18 protein-coding genes are annotated in these 22,330 nt (G+C 71.4%); 12 read left to right on the top strand and 6 right to left on the bottom strand.

The annotated features are described in order from the left end of the window. Positions 1-16: 16 nt before the first annotated feature. From nhaA to ABD269_RS28415, 4 genes are all read right to left on the bottom strand, one after another. The gene (gene nhaA / locus ABD269_RS28430; RefSeq protein ID WP_301893659.1) at positions 17-1,414 is read right to left on the bottom strand and encodes a Na+/H+ antiporter NhaA; all 1,398 of its coding nucleotides are present in this window, start codon (positions 1,412-1,414) and stop codon (positions 17-19) included. Positions 1,415-1,616: 202 nt separating this feature from the next. After that, complete coding sequence (gene acs, locus ABD269_RS28425) at positions 1,617-3,584, bottom strand: acetate--CoA ligase (protein ID WP_344122461.1); 1,968 nt, start codon at positions 3,582-3,584, stop codon at positions 1,617-1,619. A 229-nt stretch (positions 3,585-3,813) separates the two neighbouring features. After that, positions 3,814-6,126, bottom strand: coding sequence for a SulP family inorganic anion transporter (locus tag ABD269_RS28420; protein WP_344122459.1), 2,313 nt, complete (start codon positions 6,124-6,126; stop codon positions 3,814-3,816). A 298-nt stretch (positions 6,127-6,424) separates the two neighbouring features. Beyond that, positions 6,425-7,420, bottom strand: coding sequence for an ATP-binding protein (locus ABD269_RS28415; RefSeq protein ID WP_344122457.1), 996 nt, complete (start codon positions 7,418-7,420; stop codon positions 6,425-6,427). A gap of 101 nt (positions 7,421-7,521) precedes the next feature. On the opposite strand from ABD269_RS28415, the gene ABD269_RS28410 reads away from it, so the two are divergent. Further along, a complete protein-coding gene (locus ABD269_RS28410) occupies positions 7,522-8,343 on the top strand; it encodes a Fic family protein (RefSeq protein WP_344122455.1) in 822 nt (273 codons plus the stop codon). A 401-nt stretch (positions 8,344-8,744) separates the two neighbouring features. Here ABD269_RS28410 and ABD269_RS28405 read toward each other — a convergent pair whose 3' ends face one another. Further along, the gene (locus tag ABD269_RS28405; RefSeq protein WP_344122453.1) at positions 8,745-9,590 is read right to left on the bottom strand and encodes an HAD family hydrolase; all 846 of its coding nucleotides are present in this window, start codon (positions 9,588-9,590) and stop codon (positions 8,745-8,747) included. Positions 9,591-10,043: 453 nt separating this feature from the next. Between ABD269_RS28405 and ssd the strand changes: the two genes are divergently transcribed. From ssd to ABD269_RS28370, 7 genes are read left to right on the top strand one after another with little or no spacing between them, the layout of a single operon-like run. Beyond that, complete coding sequence (ssd, locus tag ABD269_RS28400; RefSeq protein WP_344122451.1) at positions 10,044-11,159, top strand: septum site-determining protein Ssd; 1,116 nt, start codon at positions 10,044-10,046, stop codon at positions 11,157-11,159. Further along, complete coding sequence (locus ABD269_RS28395) at positions 11,156-12,313, top strand: TadA family conjugal transfer-associated ATPase (RefSeq protein ID WP_344122449.1); 1,158 nt, start codon at positions 11,156-11,158, stop codon at positions 12,311-12,313. Before ssd ends, ABD269_RS28395 begins: the two co-directional genes overlap by 4 nt. Beyond that, complete coding sequence (locus ABD269_RS28390) at positions 12,310-13,245, top strand: type II secretion system F family protein (RefSeq protein ID WP_344122447.1); 936 nt, start codon at positions 12,310-12,312, stop codon at positions 13,243-13,245. Before ABD269_RS28395 ends, ABD269_RS28390 begins: the two co-directional genes overlap by 4 nt. Then, positions 13,242-14,060, top strand: coding sequence for a type II secretion system F family protein (locus tag ABD269_RS28385; RefSeq protein ID WP_344122445.1), 819 nt, complete (start codon positions 13,242-13,244; stop codon positions 14,058-14,060). Before ABD269_RS28390 ends, ABD269_RS28385 begins: the two co-directional genes overlap by 4 nt. Before the next feature lie 2 nt (positions 14,061-14,062). Then, positions 14,063-14,323, top strand: a complete 261-nt coding sequence (locus tag ABD269_RS28380) for a DUF4244 domain-containing protein (protein ID WP_344122443.1) — start codon at positions 14,063-14,065, stop codon at positions 14,321-14,323. Then, a complete protein-coding gene (locus ABD269_RS28375; protein ID WP_344122441.1) occupies positions 14,310-14,654 on the top strand; it encodes a TadE family type IV pilus minor pilin in 345 nt (114 codons plus the stop codon). The genes ABD269_RS28380 and ABD269_RS28375 overlap by 14 nt, the downstream gene beginning before the upstream one ends. Before the next feature lie 7 nt (positions 14,655-14,661). Next, positions 14,662-14,988: an Rv3654c family TadE-like protein gene (locus tag ABD269_RS28370; protein ID WP_344122439.1), complete on the top strand. Its 327-nt coding sequence runs from the start codon at positions 14,662-14,664 to the stop codon at positions 14,986-14,988. A gap of 257 nt (positions 14,989-15,245) precedes the next feature. On the opposite strand, the gene ABD269_RS28365 is transcribed toward ABD269_RS28370, so the two are convergent. Further along, complete coding sequence (locus ABD269_RS28365; protein WP_344122437.1) at positions 15,246-17,702, bottom strand: DEAD/DEAH box helicase; 2,457 nt, start codon at positions 17,700-17,702, stop codon at positions 15,246-15,248. A 54-nt stretch (positions 17,703-17,756) separates the two neighbouring features. Here ABD269_RS28365 and bldG point away from each other — a divergent pair, with 54 nt between their 5' ends. The 4 genes from bldG (at position 17,757) to ABD269_RS28345 (ending at position 22,298) form a co-directional block, all read left to right on the top strand. After that, positions 17,757-18,098, top strand: coding sequence for an anti-sigma factor antagonist BldG (bldG, locus tag ABD269_RS28360; RefSeq protein ID WP_030367299.1), 342 nt, complete (start codon positions 17,757-17,759; stop codon positions 18,096-18,098). A gap of 118 nt (positions 18,099-18,216) precedes the next feature. Further along, positions 18,217-18,672: an ATP-binding protein gene (locus ABD269_RS28355; RefSeq protein ID WP_344122435.1), complete on the top strand. Its 456-nt coding sequence runs from the start codon at positions 18,217-18,219 to the stop codon at positions 18,670-18,672. Between the two features lie 450 nt (positions 18,673-19,122). Beyond that, entirely contained in the window at positions 19,123-21,513 is a 2,391-nt protein-coding gene (locus tag ABD269_RS28350) for a sodium-translocating pyrophosphatase (RefSeq protein WP_344122433.1), read from the top strand. A gap of 239 nt (positions 21,514-21,752) precedes the next feature. After that, positions 21,753-22,298 (top strand): small secreted protein, encoded by a 546-nt coding sequence (locus ABD269_RS28345; protein WP_116213095.1) that lies wholly within the window; start codon positions 21,753-21,755, stop codon positions 22,296-22,298. The last annotated feature ends 32 nt before the right edge of the window (positions 22,299-22,330 follow it).

The following is a 22,330-nucleotide window of genomic DNA, read 5'->3' as shown; positions in this document are numbered from 1 at the left end:
TGTGAAGACTCTCAGATCATGCCGGACCATCGTCCCCGGTGGTGCGCCCGGCAGCGACTTCGGCCAGCCTGCGGTGCTCGGCCGCCTTCGCCTCCAGGATCGCCGCCATCCGGAGGTGGTACGCGGGATTGTCCTGCTCATAGATGTCGGGGATGCCGTCGTGGTCCTCGTCGAGGTCCTCCTCGGCGCACAGCTTCTTGTACTTGTTGTCGCGCAGCTTGAGCAGCACGCTCGCGAGCACCGCGGCTATCAGCGAACCGACGAGCACGGATGCCTTGATCTCGTCGGTGAGCAGCTGGTTCCCCTTGAAGGCGAGCTCGCCGATCAGCAGGGAGACCGTGAAGCCGATGCCGGCCAGCGAGGCGACGGCCAGCACGTCCGGCCACTTGAGGTCGGGGTTGAGCTCGGCCTTGGTGAAGCGCGCCGCCAGCCAGGTGCCGCCGAACACGCCGATCGCCTTGCCCACGACCAGCCCGAGGACGACCCCCAGCGTCTCGGGCCGGGTGAAGACGTCCGACAGTGCGCCGCCGGAGATCGCGACACCCGCCGAGAACAGCGCGAACAGCGGCACGGCCAGCCCCGCCGACAGGGGGCGCACGAGGTGCTCGATGTGCTCGCCGGGGGAGTGCGCCTCGTCCTCGTGCCGGGTGCAGCGCAGCATCAGGCCCATGGCGACGCCCGCGATGGTCGCGTGGACGCCGCTGTTGTACATCAGCGCCCAGTTGACGATGCCCAGGGGGACGTAGACGTACCAGCCGCGCACGCCCTTGCGGAGCAGCAGCCAGAAGACGGCCAGACCCAGCACGGCGAAGCCGAGGGCGGCGAAGTTCAGCTGCTGCGTGAAGAAGACCGCGATGATCAGGATCGCGAAGAGGTCGTCGACGACGGCCAGGGTCAGCAGGAACGCCCGGAGCGCCGACGGCAGCGAAGTGCCGATGACGGCGAGCACGGCGAGCGCGAAGGCGATGTCGGTGGCGGTGGGCACGGCCCAGCCCGCCGTCGAGCCGCCGCCGGTCGTCACCACGGTGAAGTAGACGAGCGCGGGCACGGCCATGCCGCAGACCGCCGCGACGACGGGCAGGACCGCCGCCTTGGGGTCGCGCAGCTCGCCCGCGACCAGCTCGCGCTTGAGCTCGATGCCCGCCACGAAGAAGAAGACGGCCAGCAGTCCGTCGGCCGCCCAGTGCTGGACCGAAAGATTCAGGCCGAGGGAGCCGGGGCCGAAGTGGAACGAGCTGACCGACTGATAGCTGCCGCGCAGTGGGGTGTTCGCCCAGATCAGTGCGGCGACGGCCGCGATGAGCAGCAGCACACCGCCCACGGTCTCGGTACGCAGGGCGTCGGCGAGGTAATTCCGCTCGGGCAGCGGCAACCGGCCGAGGAAGACGGAGCGGCGGTTCTTGGGCGCGGCCACGGCGGAGGACCTCCTGGGGTCGACTGGATACACGTGTGCTGTGTGCCGACCAGACTTCCCGGCGCGCCCATGATTCTTGTCGCGTTTTTGACGCGATGAATACTTACCTTAGCCCGAAAGTGTGAGGGGCACCCGGCGCGATGCCGGGTGCCCCTCACTCGTACGGGATGTTTGCTGGCTGCCCCAAGGGCTGCGCTATGTGTCAGTCCTCGCTGCTCGCGGCCGGGAGCTGGGTCTGGATCAGGTCCATGACCGAGGAGTCGGTGAGTGTGGTGACGTCTCCGAGGGTGCGGTTCTCGGCCACGTCGCGCAGCAGTCGGCGCATGATCTTGCCGGAGCGGGTCTTGGGCAACTCGGCGACGGGGAGGATGCGCTTGGGCTTGGCGATCGGGCCGAGCTGCTTGGCGACGTGCGCCCGCAGCTCTTCGACAAGGCCCTCCTCGTTCGCGTCGGCGTTGCCGCGCAGGATCACGAAGGCGCAGATGGCCTGGGTGGTCTGTGGGTCGGCCGCGCCGACGACGGCCGCCTCGGCGACCTTGGGGTGGGAGACGAGCGCGGACTCGACCTCGGTGGTGGAGATGTTGTGGCCGGAGACCAGCATCACGTCGTCGACGCGGCCGAGGAGCCAGATGTCGCCGTCGTCGTCCTTCTTCGCCCCGTCGCCCGCGAAGTATTTGTGCTCGAAGCGGGACCAGTAGGTGTCGATGTAGCGCTGGTCGTCGCCCCAGATGGTGCGGAGCATGGAGGGCCAGGGCTCGGTGAGGACGAGGTAGCCGCCGTGGCCGTCGGGCACCTCATGGGCGTCGTCGTCCACGACGGTGGCCGCGATGCCGGGGAGTGCCACCTGGGCGGAGCCGGGCTTGGTGGCGGTGACGCCGGGCAGCGGGCTGATCATGATGCTGCCGGTCTCGGTCTGCCACCAGGTGTCGACGACGGGGGTCTTGTCGGCGCCGATGTGCTTGCGGTACCAGACCCAGGCCTCGGGGTTGATGGGTTCGCCGACCGAGCCGAGGACGCGCAGGCTGGAGAGGTCGAACTTGGCGGGGATGTCGTCGCCCCACTTCATGGCGGCGCGGATCGCGGTCGGCGCGGTGTAGAGGATGGTGACGCCGTACTTCTGGACGATCTCCCACCAGCGGCCCTGGTGCGGGCTGTCGGGCGTGCCCTCGTAGAGCACTTCGGTCGCGCCGTTGCTCAGCGGGCCGTAGACGATGTAGGAGTGGCCGGTGACCCAGCCGACGTCGGCCGTGCACCAGAAGACGTCCGTCTCCGGCTTGAGGTCGAAGACGGCGTGGTGGGTGTACGAGGCCTGGGTGAGGTAGCCGCCGGTGGTGTGCAGGATGCCCTTGGGCTTCCCCGTGGTGCCGGAGGTGTAGAGGATGAACAGCGGGTGCTCGGCGTCGAACGCCTGCGGGGTGTGCCGGTCGGACTGGCGCTCGACGAGGTCGTGCCACCACACGTCGCGGCCCTCGGTCCAGGCGACGTCCTCCTGGCCGGTGCGGCGGACGACCAGGACGCTGCGGACGTTCTCGGTGCCGGGGCGGGTCAGCGCCTCGTCGACGGCGGGCTTGAGCGCGGACGGCTTGCCGCGCCGGTAGCCGCCGTCGGCGGTGATGACGACGCGGGCGTCGGCGTCGTTGATGCGTGTCGCGAGGGCGTCCGCGGAGAAGCCGCCGAAGACGAGCGAGTGCGGGGCGCCGATCCGGGCGCAGGCGAGCATCGAGACGACGGCCTCGGGGATCATCGGCAGATAGATCGCGACCCGGTCGCCCGCCTGGACACCCAGCTCCGTCAGGGCGTTGGCGGCCTTGGAGACCTCGCGCTGGAGCTCGGCGTAGGTGATGGTGCGGGTGTCGCCGGGCTCGCCCTCGAAGTGGATGGCGACCCGGTCGCCGAGGCCGTTCTCCACATGGCGGTCCACGCAGTTGTACGCCACGTTGAGCCGGCCGTCGGCGAACCACTTGGCGAACGGCGGGTTCGACCAGTCCAACGTCTCGGTCGGCTCGGTCTCCCAGCTCAGGCGGCGGGCCTGCGCGGCCCAGAAGCCCAGCCGATCAGCCTTCGCCTGCTCGTACGCCTCTGCGGTGACATTGGCGTTCTCGGCCAGGTCGGCAGGCGGTGCGAACCGGCGCTCCTCCTTCAAGAGGTTGGCCAGGCTTTCGTTGCTCACGACATCTCCCTTTCCCAGGGTGCCCGTTGCGTCCCGGTCCATAGCTCATCAGCCCGGGGTGCACTCTGACAAGGGTTGTCGGGAAAAACTGGTTTAGACCTTTGTGCGGACAAGTTGTTCGAGGTCAGACGGGTGATGCGGGCGCGGCCGGGGCAGATGTCCCGGTGCGGACCGGGCAAGGTGCCGTGGCGGCCGGAGCCCGTACCGCTCCCGGCTCGGCCGTCATCCCTCAGACGGCGTCGAGAACTTCCGGCCGCACCGCCTTGAAGGTCCGCGAGCGCTGGTTGAGAACATAGGCCTGGGCCTCGGCCACGTGGAAATACATCCCCTGGAGCTGAAGCGTTCCTTCCGCCACGCGGCGGGCGACGGACGCATGGGCCATCAAGTGGTCGAGCTGCTGCATCACATTGACGAGCGCGAGGCGTTCGACATCGTCCGCCACGGGGCGGTCGGCCAGTGCGACCTCGCCGCGGCCCAGCCGGCCGATCCGCTGCATCCGGGCCAGGCTCGGGCGGCCGTGCCGCAACCAGCGGGTGAGCGAGGTCTGCTGAGCGCCCGGACCCTGGTCCGCGGCGTCGAGCAGCGCCTGCATCGCCCCGCATCCGGAGTGCCCGCAGACGGTGATGGTGCCGACCTTCAGCACCTCCACCGCGTACTCCACGGCGGCGCCGACCGAATCACAGGTGCCGTCGGAGCCGGGCGGAGGCATCAGATTGCCGACGTTGCGGACGGTGAACAGATCGCCGGGGCCGCTGGAGGTGATCATGCTGGTCACCAGCCGGGAGTCGGCGCAGGTGAGGAAGAGCTGGGTGGGGCGCTGCCCTTCGAGGGCGAGCCGGGCCAGCTCGTCCCGCACCAGAGGGGCCGTGTGGCGCTGGAACGCGGTGACCCCGCCGAGGAGCTGCCGCCCGCCGCCGGTGTCCGCGGTGTCGTGGTGGTCGACGGCGGGGCGGGTGCAGTGGTGGTTGCGCCAGGGGGTCCACGGGTGGCACGCGTGGGTGCTGGACGGCTCGGCGATCGGCTGCCCACCGCGCCCGCGGAGGGTGACCCAACCGCCCTGTGCCCGGTGAGCGTTGGTCCACGACTGCAGGGCGTCATAGGCCGCGTGATCCATGAACGAACCTCCCAGTTCGACCACCACGCCCGCGTGGGCGGGAACTTGCGCCAGCGCTCGGGTCAGCCGTGGCACCGCCAGGAACGTCAACTGGCCGCTGACGACAACCAGGTGACCGCTCGGCCGGTCCTCGACGGTGATACGGGTGTGGGCGAGCCGCCGCAGCGAGAGGAAGGCGGCGACCACGACCCCGACGGTGAGCCCCTGGAGCACGCCGAGCAGCACCACCGACCCCAGGGTGGCCGCGTACATCGGGAAGTCCCGGTGCCGCCGCACGTGCTTGATGTGGGCGAAGCTCACCATCCTGACGCCGACGGCCATGACCAGCGCGGCCAGCGCCGCCAGGGGGATCAGCTCCAGCACGGACGTGAGCAGGCCCGCGCAGAGCAGCACCCACACCCCGTGCAGGACCGTGGACCTACGGGTGGCGGCTCCCGCCGCGACATTCGCCGAGCCGCGCAGCGCTCCACCGGCGATCGGCAGCCCGCCCAGCAGCCCGGACACCACGTTCGCCGCCCCTTGCCCGACGAGCTCCCGGTCGAGCGAGGCAGGGTCGGCCGGTGCGTCCGGCCGCTCGGCCCGCAACCGGTCGACCGCCACCGCGGACAGCAGTGACTCCATGCTCGCGACGAGTGTGACCGTCAGGACGGCCGCGAACACCCCGAGCACCGGCCCCTCCGGCAGAGCGGGCAGCGCCTGGAACTCCCACCGTGGCAGCGAGACCCGGGGCAGGGTCAGCCCGGTGGCGGCCGCGGTGGCCACGGCCACCGCGGCCAGCGGCGCCGGGACCGCGCGCAGTCCATGGCCGAATCGCCCCGGCAGCCGGGGCCAGACGACCAGCACGGTCAGCGTGATCGCGCCGACGAGCAGGGCCGCCGGGTGCGGGTCCGTCAGCACGGAGGGAAGCGCGGCGAGATTGGCCGATGCCGAGCTGTACGGGCTGCCGCCCAGGACGACATGGACCTGGCTGAGCGCGATGGTGACGCCGATGCCCGCGAGCAGGCCGTGCACGATGGCCTGGCTGACGGCGGGAGCGGCGCGGGCCACCCGGGCCGCGCCGAGCGCCAGTTGGGCCAGGCCCGCGAGGACGGTGATCGCGCAGGTGGCCCGCCAGCCGTACCTCTGCACCAGCTCCGCGGTCACCACGACAAGCCCCGTGGCGGCGCCGCTGACCTGGAGCGGGGCACCGCCCAGCAGTCCCGCGACGATGCCGCCGACCGCCGCCGCGACCAGGCCGGCCCGGAGCGGGGCGCCGGTGGCCAGGGCGATGCCCAGGGAGAGCGGGACGGCGATCAGGAAGACGACCACGGAAGCGGAGAGATCCCGCCGCCAGGCGGACCCGCCGGAGATGTGTTTTCCGCTGCGTTGTGAGTCCGTCGAGTCCGCTGTCCTCGACGTATCCGTCGTATTCGTCGACTGAGGCTGCATGGGCTTTCCCGTCTTCGTCGGGGCGGCGCGGCCGCGGATGGGACGCGGCCGTGGTCACGGCGTGCAGCGGCGGGAGCTGGCTGCGGTGGCGGGGGTGTATCAACACTCGGTAAACGAATCGTAATGGAGAGTAAAGGTGGAGGGAAGGCTGGAAGGTCGACGGAGAGTGCGATTCCCCCTATCGGGTGAAGGTGCGTCTTTATATGTCAGCTGTTCTTCGATTTCGTTCTGTGTGAGGGGTGTTGCCTGTGTCGAGTTCGCTACGGCTGTTTCCCGCCGTTTCTTTTCGGGACCCCGATCAGGCGGGCTGCGGCGTGGTGGCCGCCTGCCTCTCGTCGAGAACGAACGAGGGGTCGACCTGGGCGGCCAGATCGGCGCCGGTCTTGGCGTTGCCCCAGCTCTCCGCGTTCTTGAGGTGGAAGTGCACCATCTGCCGCGTATAGCGCTGCCAGTCGCGCCGCTCGTACGCGCCGTCCGCCGCCTCGCGCAGCGTCCGCAGTGCCGCCCGGTTGGACTCCTCGAGCAGCCCGAAGCGGGGCGGCCGGCCCTTCTCCATGGCCCGCACCCAGTCGGAGTGGCCGACCGTGACCAGCAGGTCGTCGCCGACCTCCGCGCGCAGGAAGTCGAGGTCGTCGGCTCCCTGCACCTTGTTGCCGACCACCTTCAGGGAGACCCCGAAGTCCTGTGTGTACTCCTTGTACTGGCGGTAGACAGAGACTCCCTTGCGGGTGGGCTCGGCCACCAGGAACGTCATGTCGAAGCGGGTGAACATCCCGGACGCGAAGGAGTCGCTGCCCGCCGTCATGTCGACGACGACATACTCACCGGGGCCGTCGACAAGGTGGTTGAGGCACAGCTCGACCGCGCCGACCTTGGAGTGGTAGCAGGCGACTCCGAGATCGGACTCGGTGAACGGGCCGGTGGCCATCAGCCGGACCGAGGTGCCGTCATCCAGCGGTACCGTGCGGGCGCAGGCCGCGTAGACGGGGTTCTCCTCGTCCACCCGCAGCAGCCGTGAGCCCTCGCCCGGCGGGGTCGTCTTGATCATCGTGGCGGCGGAGGTGATCCGGGGGTTGCCGCCGCGCAGATAGTCCTTGATCAAAGGGAGCTGGGCGCCCATCGCGGGCAGTGCGGCGGCCTCCTCGTCGTCCAGCCCGAGCGCGGCGCCGAGGTGCTGATTGATATCGGCGTCCACCGCGATCAGGGGGGCGCCGTCCGCGGCGAGATGGCGGATGAACAGTGAGGACAGCGTGGTCTTGCCGCTGCCGCCCTTGCCTACGAAAGCGATCTTCATGTTCACCAAGCGTAGGGTGATGGCCGCAGAAAGTGAGAGCCGCGCGTGAAGAAGACCACTCCTTCGGGGGGTGTGAAGCCAAAGTGCGTACTGTTTTACCCATGAGTACGACTGCCGACCCGCTCGCGGCCCTGGGTTCGCTCCCTGGCGTTGCCGACTCCGTGGACTCCGTGCGCAAGGCGGTGGACCGTGTCTACGGTCACCGGGTGATGCGCCGCCGCAGCAATGAGATCGCCTCGGAGGCCGCGCTGCGCGGAGCGCGTGGTTCCGCGGCGCTCTCCGGCGCCGACTGGGCGCTCGAAGAGGTGCGTCGCCGCACCGACTTCAGTGTCGAGGGCGAGCCGCGGACGGTGGGCGCGGCCCTGAGGCTCACCGCCGAGGCTGGCCAACTGCTGAGCGTGTGGCGGCAGTCGCCGCTGCGGGTGCTGGCCAGGCTGCACCTGGTGGCGGCGGGCGGCAACCGGCCCGACGAGACGGTGGGGCGACCCCGGCTGGCGGGCGAGCCGGTCGACGAGCCGCTGATCGAATTGGAGCTGCCGGGCGCCTCCGAGGTGTCGGGGCGGCTTGACGGGCTGGCCGAGCTGCTGATCGCGGGCAGTGCGGCACCCGCGCTGGTGACGGCCGCCGTGGTGCACGGCGAACTGCTGGCGCTGCGGCCCTTCGGGTCGTGCAACGGCCTGGTGGCGCGCACCGCCGAGAGGATCGTCCTCGTCGGCAGCGGGCTCGACCCCAAGTCGATCTGTCCCGCGGAGGTGGGCCACGCCGAACTGGGCCGGGCGGCCTACACGGCGGCGCTCGACGGCTATGTGTCCGGTACGCCCGAGGGGGTGGCGGCCTGGATCATCCACTGCGCCCGCGCCCTGGAGCTGGGGGTGCGGGAGAGCACGGCCGTCTGTGAGGCGCTCCAGCGCGGAGCGGCCTGACCCGGCTCCGGTCCTTCGGCCGGGGTCGAGGCGAGCGGTTCCGGGCCGGGGCGTCCGAGGGCCGAGGAAGTCCCCGAGTCGGGAAAGGTGCCGGGAAATCCTGCCGACAGGGTTGCGGCGGTACCGGTCAAATCCGGTACCGCCGCTGGCATGTTCGCCGGGTTACCATGCGTGCACGAGGTTTGCCCATCAGGTCGAGACTTCGCTCGCCCCTGGTGCGGCTGGCCCGTAATCGACGGGTCGGCGTCGCGTGGGTGCCCGACGTTCATGCTCGGTCCGTGGGGCCGTGGTGCGTGAAGGGCTTCCTCATCGGATGTCCCTGGTCTCGCGGGCCGTTGATTCCTTTCTACTCCTGTCGCCCACGAAGCGGAAGCCCAAGCCGCAGTTCTTTGCTTTTGCCTTCAAAGGCGGGCAATGCGGGCACCGGGTGTGCGGCGTCGGCTGGCGAGCCAGACCAGGCTCGCTGTGGCGACGGCCGCGCCGACCGCGGCGGCGGTGACAAGAGCGGGGCGGGAAGGCAAAGAGAGAGCCGGAACGCGCTGCTTGAGCCGCACCGGCCGGTTGAAGGACAGGATCGGCCAGTCGCGGGCGGCCGCCTCACGGCGCAACGCGCGGTCCGGATTCACCGCGTGCGGGTGCCCCACCGATTCGAGCATCGGGATATCGGTCACCGAGTCGCTGTACGCATAGCAGCGCGCGAGATCGTATCCCTCGGACTCCGCGAGCTCCCTGATGGCCTCGGCCTTGATCGGGCCATAGGCGTAGTACTCGACTTCGCCGGTGAAGGCGCCGTCCTCGACGACCATGCGGGTGGCGACCACGCGGTCCGCGCCGAGGAGTTCACCGATCGGCTCGACGACCTCGGCGCCGGAGGTGCTCACAATCACCACGTCGCGGCCGGCGGTGTGGTGTGCTTCGATGAGAGAGGCGGCCTCGTCGTAAATGATCGGGTCGATGAGTTCGTGCAGAGTCTCCGCGACGAGCTCACGGACCTGCTGGACATTCCAGCCCCGGCAGAGCGCGGAGAGATACTCGCGCATCCGCTCCATCTGGTCGTGATCGGCGCCGCCGGCGAGGAAGACGAACTGCGCGTATGCGGTTCGCAGGACGGCGCGCCGGTTGATCAAACCGCCTTGGTAGAAGGACTTGCTGAAGGTGAGCGTGCTCGACTTGGCAATGACCGTCTTGTCCAGATCAAAGAACGCGGCTGTCCGGGACAGCGAGTGGTTTTCCACGATGCCGAGCATAGGGGCCCTCCATTCGGCGTAAGCTGAGGCGTGTGGGTTTGCCTGAGAAGGCTCTCGGGTACACCATGGAAGTCACGGATCGTTCGCGACCGTGTCTAACCCGGCCCGACTCCTCCCCCCCCGAGTCGGCCGTGGGGACGACCCCCGCTCTCCCCCCCGGCGGGGGTCGTCGCATGTCCGGATGTGTTTTGACCATCCCCACCCGCCCCCTCTCCTTCCTCTCGGCCTCGCGGCGCCGTGGTCTCCCCTCCTTCATACGCGTCACGCTGCGTAATCGCCAGGCTGCTCTCCGGAAGTCACCGGTATAGGTGACCGGGATATTCACAACGGCTCAGTTGTCCACAGTTTTCAACCAAGATCCACATGATTTTTCAGTTCCGGGCACGGTGATTCCCCGCGCTGTTCCGCGATGTTCGTGGAAGCGAGAGCGCGTAGTGGGACGGGGAGGACATCGTGGCCGGATCCAGTGCATCCGATTGGCCGCCCGCCGCCGAGGCGAGACGGGCCGGACCCTTGATCGTCGCGGAGGACGAGGCGCTGCTCGACGATCTCCTGCGGCTCTGCGCCGCGGCCGGAGCGGTGCCCGAGGTCGCGCACACAATGCCCGCGCGCAGAGGGGCCTGGGAGCGGGCACCCCTGGTCCTGGTCGGTGACGACTGCGCGGGCCGCCTCGGCAAGGACGCCGCCGCGGCCCAGGGCGAAGGGGTCGTGCTCGTCGGCAGGGACCAGGAAGACCCCGGCATCTGGCGGCGGGCCGTGGAGCTCGGCGCCCGCGGCGTCGCCCTGCTGCCGGAGAACGAGGCATGGCTGGTCGACCGGATCGCCGACGCCGTGGAGGAGGGCGGGCGGCCCGCCCTGACCGTCGGGGTGATCGGCGGCCGGGGCGGAGCGGGAGCGAGCACGCTGGCGTGCGCCCTCGCCGTCGGCGCGGCCCGCTCCGAGCGGCGCACCATGCTCATCGACGGCGACCCGCTGGGCGGGGGACTGGACGTGCTGTTCGGCGGCGAGAAGGCGGAAGGGCTCCGCTGGCCGGCCTTCGCCGACTCGCGGGGCCGGGTGGCGGGCCAGGCATTGGAAGAGGCGCTGCCCGAGCTGCACGCGCTGCGCCTGCTCAGCTGGGACAGGGGCACGTGTGCGAGCGTGCCGCCCGACGCGATGCGGGCCGTTCTCGGCGCGGCGCGCAGGCGCGGAGGGGTGGTCGTCGTCGACCTGCCGCGGCGGCTCGACGATGCCGCCGTCGAGGCCCTCGGGCAGCTGGACATGGGCCTGTTGGTGGTGCCCGCGGAGCTGCGCGCCGTGGTGGCGGCGCAGCGCGTCGCGTCCACGGTGGGGATGGTGCTCGGCGACCTCAGGGCGGTAGTCCGCGGCCCCTGCGGGTCCGGGCTCGACGGCGAGGAGATCGCCCGCCTTCTCGGCCTGCCGCTCGCCGGTGAGCTGCCCGGGGACCCCGGTCTGCCCGCCGCGCTGGCCGCCGGACGCCCGCCGGGCTCCGACCGTGGACCGCTCGCCCGGTTCTGCGCGGAGTTCTGGGGCCGGCTGACCGTCGACGGCAGCGGGGTCTCGCCATGAGCACCGAGCTGCTGGACGCCGTGCGGCTGAGGCTCGCCGAGAGCGGTACGGAGCCCACACCGGCCCGGGTGGCCGAAGCGCTGCGCCGCGAAGGGCGGTTGCTGGGGGACGCCGAAGTGCTCGGTGTCGTCACCCGGTTGCGGTCCGAGCTGGTCGGCACCGGACCGTTGGAGCGGCTGCTCGCCGAACCGGAGGTCACCGATGTGCTCGTCACCGCACCCGATCAGGTATGGGTCGACCGGGGCTCCGGCCTGGAGCGCACGGGAGTGACCTTCCCCGACGCCGCCGCGGTGCGCCGTCTCGCGCAGCGGCTCGCAGCGATCGCCGGGCGGCGCCTGGACGACGCCCGGCCGTGGGTGGACGCCCGGCTTCCGGACGGGACGAGGCTGCACGCCGTGCTGCCTCCGGTGGCCGTGGGCTCGACGTGCCTCTCGCTACGGGTGGTGCGGCCGCGCGCCTTCACCCTGGACGATCTGGTGGCCGCGGGGACCGTTCCGCCGGGCGGTGAACGCCTGTTGCGGGCAGTGCTGGAGGCACGGCTCTCTTTCGTGATCAGCGGGGGAACCGGTTCGGGCAAGACGACGTTGCTGACGACCTTGCTCGGGCTGGTGGCCCCGGACGAGCGGATCGTTCTGGCCGAGGATTCGGCGGAGCTGCGGCCGGACCATCCGCATGTCGTGCGGCTGGAGACGCGGCCCGCGAACCAAGAGGGAATCGGCCTGGTCACCCTGCGGGATCTGGTGCGCCAGGCGCTGCGGATGCGCCCGGACCGGCTGGTGGTCGGCGAGGTCCGGGGCCCCGAGGTCACCGACCTGCTGGCCGCGTTGAACACGGGGCACGAGGGAGGTTGTGGCACGGTCCACGCGAACGCCGCGGCGGACGTCCCGGCCCGCTTGGAGGCCCTCGGGTCCACGGCGGGTCTCGACCGGGCCGCGCTGCACAGCCAGTTGGCGGCGGGGCTGGCCGTGGTGATCCATCTCGTCCGGGAGCGAGGAGGGCTGCGGCGCGTCGCCGAGGTGCATGTGCTGGACCGCGACCGGGCGGGGTTCGTGACGACCGTGCCGGCGGCCGTCCGCGGTCCGGAGGGGTTCGAGCGGGCGCGCGGCTGGGATCGGCTGGCGGAGCTGTGCGAGCGCGGGGGGTGTGCGCCATGACGGCCTACGCGGCGGTGCCCCACGCCGGGCTCGGGTCGGCGGTGGCGCTGGGAGCGCTGGTCATGGCCTGGTCGATGACGCGGCCGGACCAGGAAGTCCGGCGGGCCAGACTGCTGTTCGCCGGTGGGGGCGAGGTGGGGCCCGTTGGGTTCGGGCTGCCCGAATGGGTCGATGTGTGGGCCGGTCGGTTGCGGCGGCTGGTTCGGGAGCGGCGCGAGCTGGCCTGCCTCCCGGTCGGCGGCGCCTTGGCCCTGCTGGGGGAGTCCGTGCTGCCGCTGTTGGCCGCGGTGGCGGCGATGCCGCTCGTGCGGAGATGGCTCCGTGCCCGGCGGGCGCGGGATGAGCGTGAGCGACGGGAAGCGGCGGTGATCGAGCTGTGCGGCGGCGTCGCGGGTGAACTGAGGGCGGGTCGGCAGCCCGCCGAGGCGCTCTCGGGTGCCGTGCCGGGGGAGTTGGGACGGGAATGGGCTGTGGTTCCGGCGGCGGCGCGATTCGGTGGGGACGTTCCGGAGGCCCTGCGCGCGGTGGGCCGACTGCCGGGGGCCGAGGGGCTGCAGGGCGTGGCCGCGTGCTGGAAGGTCGCGGTCGACGGTGGTGCGGGACTGGCCGCCGGGCTGGAGCGGGTGGCGGCGGCCCTGAGCGCGGAGCGCGATCAACGAGAGGAGCTGCACGCCCAGTTGGCCGGTACCCGGTCCACCGCGGTGATGCTCGCGGTGCTTCCCGTTCTGGCATTGCTGATGGGCAGCGCGCTCGGGGCCGCTCCGCTGAGGGTGCTGCTGCATACGCCGGTGGGCCTGGGCTGTCTGTGCATCGGCGGGGCGCTCGAGGGCGCCGGGCTCGCCTGGACGGGGCGGATCGTGCGTGGCGCGGCCGGAGTTCAGGGCGCGGGGCCCGATGCCGTGCCGGGTTCGGAGCGGAGGGGGATCCGGTGAGTGGAAATGTTATCCACAGCCTGTGGATGGTGATGCCGCTCTGCGCCGGGCTCGCGGGGGCGGCAGCGGCTCTCAAGGCGGCCCGCGGGAAGCGGGGTGCGCGAAGGAGGGCCGCGTCCCTGCTCGGCCGACGCGAGGCGGAGGTTACTGGACGGGCGGTGGGGTCGCTGCGGTCGTGGGCGGAGCGGCTTCCCGGGGTCCGTCGGTGGTGGCCGATGGCGGGGGCGGCCGCTGCTGGTCCCATCCTCGTCGGAGGAATCGCCGGGTGGGGGCTGGGACTCGCCGCCGTGTACGGCATGTGGCGGGTGCGACGGCGGACGGGCAGGGCAGGCGACGGTCCGGGCGTCACTTCTTCGGCGGTGCCGGCCGAAGAGGTGGAGAGGCAACTGCCGCTCGCCGCCGATCTCATGGCCGCCTGTCTCGCCGCCGGGGCGGGGCCGAGGGAGGCGGCGGAGGCAGTGGGCGCCTCCCTCGGCGGGCCGGTGGGCGAGCGGTTGGCCCAGGCGGCCGCCGAGGTCCGGCTCGGGGGCGAGCCCGCCACGGCCTGGAGCCGTGTCGGAGCCCTCCCCCGCGCCCAGGCCCTGGCGCACTGCCTGGAGCGCGCGCAGGCGACTGGGGTGCCCGCGGTGGAGCCCATGTCCCGGCTCGCGGCCCGCTTGCGCGCCGAGCGGAGCCGGGCGGCGGGCATACGGGCCCGGCGCGCGGGCGTCCTGGTGACGGCCCCGCTGGGGCTGTGCTTCCTGCCCGCGTTCCTGACGGTCGGCGTGGTGCCCGTGGTGATCGGGCTCGCAGGCGGACTCCTGAAAGGCAATTGACGATGCGTGAGACGAAAGTGGGGGAAGCAGTGATGACGGTGTCGGCGATGTCGTGGTGGTCGAATTTCCGTTCATGGCAGGAAAGGCGGGTGAGGGCGCGGTCCGGGGCCGGTGCGGAAGCGGGGATGTCCACGGCCGAATATGCCATCGGCACGCTCGCGGCCTGCGCCCTGGCCGCCGTGCTCTACAAGGTGGTCACAAGCGGCGCCGTCACCGCGGCGTTGCAGGGGCTGATCGAGAAGGCGCTCCATGCGCCGTTCTGACGATGGCTATGTGACCGCGGAGGCCGCGGTGGTGCTGCCGACGCTGACGGTGTTCGGCATGGCGCTGATCTGGGGGCTGATGGCCGCGTCCGCGCAGATCCAGTGCGTGGACGCGGCGAGGGCCGGGGCCCGGGCGGCGGCCCGGTCCGACCCTCCTGCGGTGGCCGTCGCCGCGGCCAGGGCCGCCGCGCCCGAGGGCGCGACGGTCGCTCTGGCCAGGGAGGGCGACCTGGTCCGGGTGCGCGTCGACGCCCGGGCCGCGGGGCCGGGCCCGCTGGCGGTCCGGCTGGGAGGAGAGGCGGTGGCCCTTGCGGAAGAGACCGTGGGGTGACAGCGGCATGGCGACGGTATGGGTGGCGGTGGCCGCCACGGCGTTCTGCGCGGTGTTCGCGGTGGTGCTGGCCATGGGGCAGGCGATCGAGGCCCGTCACCGGGCCGGAGGGGCGGCGGACCTGGCGGTGCTCGCGGCCGCCGACCACGCCCTCGAAGGCGAGCCGGCAGCGTGCGGTCTTGCTCGGCGGGTGGCGATGGCCCAGCAGACGAGGGTGGTGCGCTGCGCCGTGAGCGGTGAGTACGCCGAAGTGTCCGCCGAGGCCAGGGCGGGCCCGTACGAAGCGCGAGTCCGCTCGCGAGCGGGCCCGGCGACAGGGGATGCTTGGCCGTGAGCCGTGAGCCGTGAGCCGTGAGCCGTGAGCCGTGAGCCGTGAGCCGTGAGCCGTGAGCCGTGAGCCGTGAGCCGTGCCGGGTGGTGTCTCGTGGGTCGGCCGGAGGAGGCTCGGGGTCCGGTTGGTGGCGCGGCCTCAGGGAGGAGGGCGCAGGTCGCCTCAGGCCGGTCCCCTGCTCCCGCCTCTCTCCAAGGGCGCTCGCGGCCCGGGAGCGCTCCTGAGGGGCCGTTACGCGGGTGCGGAGGAGCGGGAGTTTCTCACGCCTCCTCGGGAGGCTTCGGTGGGGCGCCCTTCAGGAGGTGGGTGAGGAGGCGGATGGCGGCCTTCTTGTCGAGGGGGTCGTTGCCGTTGCCGCACTTGGGGGACTGGACGCAGGAGGGGCAGCCGGATTCGCACTCGCAGGCGGCGATCGCCTCGCGGGTGGCGGTGAGCCACTCGGCGGCGGTGTGGAAGGCGCGTTCGGCGAAGCCGGCCCCGCCCGAGTGGCCGTCGTAGACGAAGACGGTGGGCAGGAGCGTGTCGGGGTGGAGGGGGACGGAGACTCCGCCGATGTCCCAGCGGTCGCAGGTGGCGAAGAGCGGCAGCATGCCGATGGAGGCGTGTTCCGCGGCGTGCAGGGCGCCGCCGAGGGCCTCGGGGTGGATGCGGGCGTCGTCGAGCTGGTCCTCGGTGACGGTCCACCACACGGCCCGGGTGCGCAGGGTGCGGGGCGGCAGGTCCAGCTTGGACTCGCCGAGGACCTCGCCGCTGATGAGCCGGCGGCGGAGGAAGGAGACGACCTGATTGGTGACTTCGACGGAGCCGAAGCAGAGCCGCGCGTCCCCCCAGGGGATCTCGGCGGTGGTCTCCAGGATCGAGACGGAGGTGGTGTCGCGGGCCGTCGTCGAATAGGGCGGGTCGGCCTGCTCGACCAGGGCGACGCGGTCCTCCAGGTCGAGGTGGCGGACGAGATAGGTCCGGCCCTGGTGGAGGTGGACCGCGCCCTCGTGGACGGTGGTGTGCGCGGCGTCGGCGTCCACGGTGCCCAGCAGCCGCCCGGTGCCCTCCTCCACGACCTGGACGGGGCGTCCGCCCCCGCCCCGGATGTCGGTGAGGTCGACGGCGCGCTCGCGGCGCGTCCAGTGCCAGGCGGCGGCCCGGCGGCGGAGCAGCTTGCGCCCTTCGAGCTGGGTGAGGAGACCGGGGGCCTCGGGCCCGAAGAGGGAGAGATCGGCCTCGGTGAGCGGCAGCTCGGCCGCCGCCGCGCACAGATGGGGGGCGAGGACGTAGGGGTTGTCCGGGTCGAGGACGGTGGATTCCACCGGCTGCCGGAAGAGGGCCTCCGGGTGGTGGACGAGATACGTGTCCAGGGGGTCGTCGCGGGCGACGAGGACGGCGAGGGCGCCCCGGCCCGTGCGGCCCGCGCGACCCGCCTGTTGCCACAGTGAGGCGCGAGTGCCGGGGTAGCCGGAGAGCACGACGGCGTCGAGACCGGCGACGTCGACGCCGAGTTCCAGGGCGGTGGTGGCCGACAGGCCCAGCAGTTCGCCGGAGTGCAGGGCGCGCTCGATGGCGCGGCGCTCCTCGGGGAGGTAGCCGCCCCGGTAGGCGGCGACGCGGGAGGGGAGGGAGCGGTCGACGGCGGCCAGGCGTTCCTGGGCGATGAGGGAGACGAGTTCGGCGCCGCGCCGGGAGCGGACGAACGCGACCGTGCGGACGCCCTGGACGACGAGGTCGGTGAGGAGGTCGGCGGTCTCGGCGGTGGCGGTACGGCGGACGGGGGCGCCCTTCTCGCCGTGGAGCTCGGTGAGCGGGGGCTCCCAGAGGGCGAAGACCAGTTCGCCACGCGGGGAGGAATCCTCGGTGATCTCCGCCACGGGCACGCCGGTGAGCCTGGACGCGGCGGTGGCCGGGTCGGAGACGGTGGCGGAGGCGAGGAGGAAGACGGGATACGAGCCGTAGCGGGCGCAGACACGCCGGAGCCGGCGCAGCACCTGGGCGACGTGCGAGCCGAAGACGCCCCGGTAGGTGTGGCACTCGTCGATGACGACATAGCGCAGGGCGCGCAGGAAGGAGGACCACTTGGGGTGGGCGGGCAGGATCGAGCGGTGGAGCATGTCGGGGTTGGTGAGCGCGTAATTGGCGTACTGACGCACCCACTCCCGTTCCTCGACGGGCGTGTCGCCGTCGTAGACGGCGGGGCGGACGCTCTTGCCCAGGGGCTCGGCCAGGGCCCGTACGGCGCGGCGCTGGTCGGCGGCGAGGGCCTTGGTGGGGGCGAGGTAGAGGGCGGTGGCGCCACGGCCGTTCGGGGCCTCCGCCCCGTCCAGCAGGGCGCTCAGCACGGGGGCGAGGTAGGCGAGGGACTTTCCGGAGGCGGTTCCGGTGGCCACCACCACGGACTCGCCGCGCAGGGCGTGCTCGGCCGTGAGAGCCTGGTGAGCCCAGGGGCGTTCGATGCCGGCCAGCCGGATGGCGTCGACCACTTCCGGCCGGATCTTCTCGGGCCAGGGGGCATGACGTCCCGGACGCGGGGGCAAGTGCTCCGTATGAGTGATGCGTGCAGCCCGGTCGGCCCCGGCGGTCAGCCTGTCGAGGACCGTCCGGGGAGCGGGGTGTATGCCCGCCTCCGGCGGGAGTTGATCGTTGGCCATTGACACCGAGTGTGTCACTGGCGTGGCGGACAATGGCGCCAAGGCGTCGTGCACGCCTGCCGGTAAGTGATTGAATGCCATCGCGGCTGCCGATCCATGGGGGGCGACCGCTCGATGCAAGGTGCTGGAGGATCCGTGGACCTGTCCCTGTCGACCGAGACCGTAGGCGACCGTACGGTTGTCCGGGTCGGTGGCGAGATTGATGTGTACACCGCGCCCAAGCTGCGTGAGCAGTTGGTCGAGCTTGTCAACGACGGCAGCTATCACCTCGTCGTGGACATGGAGGGCGTCGACTTCCTCGACTCCACCGGGCTCGGCGTGCTGGTCGGCGGCCTCAAGCGGGTGCGAGCCCATGAGGGCTCGCTGCGCCTGGTCTGCAACCAGGAGCGCATTCTGAAGATTTTCCGTATCACCGGCCTCACCAAGGTGTTCCCGATTCACACCTCGGTCGAGGACGCGGTGCAGGCGACCGACTGACGGTCGTCGCAGGAAGACTGCCACGTGGGGGGATCCGGGCCCGAGGGTCCGGCCCTCCCTGCGAGTCCGCCCTTTTCCGGAAGAGGGGAAGGCGGCACGTACGACTGAGGGGGATGGCATGGCCACCGTCGAACTGCTCTTCAGTGCCCTTCCCGAGCATGTCCGGACCGCCCGGCTGGTGGCGGCCGCGGTGGCGCGCCGGGCCGGAGTCGACGAGGCCGTGCTGGACGAGCTCCGTCTCGCCGTGGGCGAGGCGTGCTCCCGTGCGGTCGGGCTGCACATCAGCAATGGTGTGACCAGCCCGGTGCGGGTCGTGCTGATCGAGGACGAGAAGAAGTTCTCCATCGAGGTCGGGGACGACGCCCCAGGGCCGTCCGCCGCGGCGCTCACGGCCGCGCGGGGCGCGGGCGGTGCCCCGGGCTCCGCTCAGGACGACGGCGGGGCCGACGGTGAGGACGACATGGGTCTCGCCGTGATCAGCGGCCTGGTCGACGATGTCGAGGTCTCCGCCGACGAGAGCGGCGGCCTGATCCGCATGAGCTGGCCGACGACGCCGGCGCACGTGCTGTCGTAGCCCGCCGTCACCGTATTGCCGTAGCGGGCCGTCCCGGATTCGGCGTAACCGTCAGGGGTCCTGCTGAGGGCCCCGTTTCGGCGTGCGGCCGCGCGGGCGGGGCTGGGCGCGCCCCGGGCCGGGCCCGAGCTCCTCGCGCCGGGGGGCGGATTTCCGCCGTGCGGCATGAGCCGCGGGTCTATTTCCGAGCCCTTTTCGATCTCCTCGCGTCGATCTTTCCTTTACGGATCTACGACCGCGCATTCGGGATCTTTCTCGGCGATCTTCTGCCGCGCGATCATTCACTCGATCTTCACCGCGGTAAGGCCGGTTCCGTTTGCCGCGCTCTGTTTTGATCTCGCCATGCTCCCTACAATCCGTCCATCTTGAGATCAGGACGCCTGAGCGTGGCGGCTGTTCCGCGTTCGCGGTGCTGCCGCGCGCCCATGTGCCAAACGTCAAGGAGGACGAATGGCGGGGCCCCTTACCCCTCGACAGGTGGACTTCACTCAGAATCTCGCGGCCGAGCTGACCCGGGGCAATCGCACGCTGGTGCTGGTGATCGGGGTCGTGGCGCTCGCCGCGCTCGGGGTCGCCGTGGTGCTCGTACGGCAGGTGCTCGCGGCGCGCGAGGGCACCGACAGCATGAGAAAGATCGCCGCGGCGGTGCAGGAAGGCGCGAATGCCTATCTCGCCCGCCAGTTGCGCACCCTCGGCTTTTTCGCCGTGGCCGTGTTCTTCCTGCTCATGCTGTTGCCGGCGGACAACTGGTCGCAGCGCATCGGGCGTTCGGTCTTCTTCCTGATCGGCGCTCTCTTCTCCGCGGCCACCGGCTATATCGGTATGTGGCTCGCGGTGCGCAGCAATGTGCGGGTCGCCGCCGCGGCGCGCGAGGCCACCCCCGCCGAGGGCGAGCCCGAAAAGGATCTGACGGCCGTTTCCCACAAGGCCATGAAGATCGCGTTCCGCACGGGCGGGGTCGTCGGCATGTGCACGGTCGGGCTCGGCCTGCTGGGTGCCTCGTGCGTGGTGCTGGCGTACAAGGCCGACGCGCCCAAGGTGCTGGAGGGCTTCGGCTTCGGCGCGGCGCTGCTCGCGATGTTCATGAGGGTCGGCGGCGGCATCTTCACCAAGGCCGCCGACGTCGGCGCCGACCTGGTCGGCAAGGTGGAACAAGGCATTCCGGAAGATGATCCGCGCAATGCCGCCACCATCGCCGACAACGTGGGCGACAACGTCGGGGACTGCGCGGGCATGGCGGCCGACCTCTTCGAGTCGTATGCCGTGACGCTGGTCGCCGCGCTGATCCTCGGCAAGGCGGCGTTCGGCGACGCGGGCCTCGCCTTCCCGCTGCTCGTCCCCGCCATCGGGGTGGTCACCGCGATGATCGGCATCTTCGCCGTGGCACCGCGGCGCGCCGACCGCAGCGGGATGACCGCGATCAACCGCGGTTTCTTCATCTCGGCGGTCGTCTCCCTGGTGCTCGTCGCGGTGGCGGTGTTCGCGTATCTGCCGTCCAGCTACGCGGACTTGAAGGGCATCGGCGACGCGGCCATCAGCGGGCACAAGGGTGATCCCCGGGTGCTGGCCCTGGTGGCGGTGGCCATCGGCATCGTCCTGGCCGCGCTGATCCAGCAACTCACGGGCTACTTCACGGAGACGAGCCGCCGGCCCGTGCGTGACATCGGCAAGTCCTCGCTGACCGGTCCCGCGACGGTGGTGCTCGCCGGCATCTCCATCGGCCTGGAGTCGGCGGTCTATTCGGCCGTGCTCATCGCGCTCGCCGTCTATGGTGCGTTCCTGCTGGGCGGCACCTCGATCATGCTGGCGCTGTTCGCCGTCGCCCTCGCGGGCACGGGTCTGCTCACCACCGTCGGCGTCATCGTCGCCATGGACACCTTCGGCCCGGTCTCCGACAACGCCCAGGGCATCGCCGAGATGTCCGGGGACGTCGAGGGCGCGGGCGCGCAGGTGCTCACCGACCTCGACGCCGTGGGCAACACCACCAAGGCGATCACCAAGGGCATCGCCATCGCCACGGCGGTGCTGGCGGCGTCGGCGCTCTTCGGTTCGTACCGCGACGCGATCGCCACGGCGGTCGACGAGGTGCACGCGAAGTCCACGGAGATGAACCTGAGTCTGGACATCTCGCAGCCCAACAACCTCGTCGGCCTGGTGCTGGGCGCCGCGGTCGTCTTCCTCTTCTCGGGGCTCGCCATCAACGCGGTGTCGCGGTCGGCGGGCGCGGTGGTCTACGAGGTGCGGCGGCAGTTCCGCGAGCACCCCGGGATCATGGACTACAGCGAGAAGCCCGAGTACGGGCGCGTGGTGGACATCTGCACCAAGGACGCGCTGCGCGAACTCGCCACGCCCGGCCTGCTGGCCGTCATGGCGCCGATCGCGGTCGGCTTCTCGCTCGGGGTCGGCGCGCTCGGTTCGTACCTCGCGGGCGCCATCGGCACCGGCACCCTGATGGCCGTCTTCCTGGCCAACTCCGGTGGCGCCTGGGACAACGCCAAGAAGCTGGTCGAGGACGGGCACCACGGCGGCAAGGGCAGCGAGGCGCACGCCGCGACGGTCATCGGCGACACGGTCGGCGACCCGTTCAAGGACACGGCGGGGCCCGCGATCAACCCGCTGCTGAAGGTGATGAACCTGGTGGCGCTGCTGATCGCGCCCGCGGTGGTCAAGTTCTCCTACGGGGCCGACGCCAACAGGGGCCTGCGGATCGGCGTCGCGGTGCTGGCGATCGTCGTCATCGTCGGTGCCGTCTACGTCTCCAAGCGGCGTGGCGTCGCCGTGGGCGACGACGGCGAGGCGGAGCGCGCGGCGCACCCCGCGGATCCCGCGGTGGTGTCCTGACGGATCCCGGGTCCGGTCACGGGCGGACGGCGTGCTCCGGGCACGCTGTCCGCCCGTTCGCCGTCGGGCCCCGCCGTGCCGGCGAGGCCGCCCAAGGAAGTGGATCAAGGTGCGGCGAACACCACGGCGTTCTTGGTGCAAATGGCTTCAAAAGGGGGCGTACGGGGCGCTCGGCTCCGAGGTGGCAAGGCCCGGACGTGTAAGTTCCGGGGCCGGGAGCCATCGAAGGGACCAATCCGGTGAACAAGAAGCTTGTGGCTGCACTGTCCGGCGGTGCGGCACTCGTCCTGGCGCTGACGGGCTGTGGCGGCGGCGACGGCGGGAACAAGAAGCTCGACGACTGGGCCAAGAAGGTCTGCGACCAGATGCAGCCTCAGGTCAAGAAGATCCAGGACGCCAACCACTCGATCGCGGGCGTCCAGACCGAAGAGGACTCCAAGAAGGTCCAGCAGACCGACTCCGCGGCCTTCCAGGCCAACGCCGACGCGTACAGGTCGCTGGCCAGTGGCGTGGAGAACGCCGGGGCCCCGCCGGTGAAGGACGGCGAGACCAGCCAGAAGAACGCCGTCAAGGCGCTCAACGACCTCTCCGGGGCCTACGCCGGGCTGAAGAAGCGGATCGACGGGCTGGACACGGGGGACAAGGCGAAGTTCGCCGAGGGGCTCAAGGGGATCGGCGGGGACATCGGGAAGCTCAGCAGCCAGAGCGACGATGCGCTGAAGAAGCTTCAGTCGGGGGACGTGGGCAAGGCGATGGCCAAGCAGCCCGGTTGCCAGAAGAAGTAGCGGGGGCGCGGGGGGTGGGGGGGGGGGGGGGG

This window comes from Streptomyces blastmyceticus (assembly GCF_039521185.1).
Lineage (GTDB): Bacteria > Actinomycetota > Actinomycetes > Streptomycetales > Streptomycetaceae > Streptomyces > Streptomyces blastmyceticus.
The sequence above is the reverse complement of the archived record's forward strand: the minus strand, read 5'-3'. Positions and strand labels throughout refer to the sequence as shown.